At 45.5% G+C, this 792-nt stretch carries 1 protein-coding gene; it reads right to left on the bottom strand.

Going from position 1 to position 792, the window contains the following annotated elements; all coding sequences use genetic code 11:
• Window positions 1–583: ISAs1 family transposase (locus QUW60_RS15035; protein ID WP_289561509.1), on the bottom strand; the 583-nt coding region annotated here is incomplete at its 3' end.
• Window positions 584–792 lie beyond the last annotated feature (209 nt).

The raw sequence follows: 792 nt of genomic DNA, 5'->3' as shown, positions 1-792 counted from the left end.
CGATAAGGAAATCACCGCCTTTTTCCCGGATTTTATCTATGATGGCTTTCTGGAAGGACATGGCGTCCGCCGTAACTATGCATCCCGACACATCCACCTTGTCCAGCAGTTTGGGCACGGAAGTTATCTCGTTGCTTTTTTCTTCGCACATGTCCGTGGCAAGTGTGACACCTCCTTTAAGGGAATAGGCTGACACGATGTCGGGGTTGCGTCCGTTTTCAAGTACCGTCCCTCTCATCGCCTTGCCGTCAATACAGAGGATGTCCACGGCAAAACCGACAAGTTCAGCATGGAAAGCGGCAGTAAATTCAGACATCCGTTCAGACATGGCTTCATCATCTATATGTTTGAATACACGGCAGAGCGTAGGCTCAGAAGGCACGCCCTCCAACAAAATCCCTAAAGAGCGGAAGCGTTTCAGATTACGCTCGCCGAATCTGATTATATCCGGCCTTGTTATACACTTGCCCGGCCGTCCGAGTATTACAAGAAGAAGAATATCTTCCAGCTTGTGTTTGTAGTTTCCCTTGTCTGTCCTGCGGTAATCCGGCACTGATTTCACAAATTCTTTCAGATGTTTCATTATGCTGCCACTATGGCGGAATGCATGTTTCTTTTTAATACATTAAACACGCAAAATGTTGCATATCAGCAAAATAAATTGTATTTTCGCGTAGCGAAAATTAAGGCGGAAATCAAAAAAACGACCTCTGTCGCATTGGATTTCCGCCTACAAAAATAATTTTATATGAACGATAAAAAGAAACACCGGAAGCGGTGCTTCCTGCATCG

Origin of the sequence: Bacteroides gallinaceum (assembly GCF_030373775.1) — a bacterium.
GTDB classification, from domain to species: domain Bacteria; phylum Bacteroidota; class Bacteroidia; order Bacteroidales; family Bacteroidaceae; genus Phocaeicola; species Phocaeicola excrementipullorum.
This window is presented reverse-complemented; position numbering and strand designations above follow the sequence as displayed.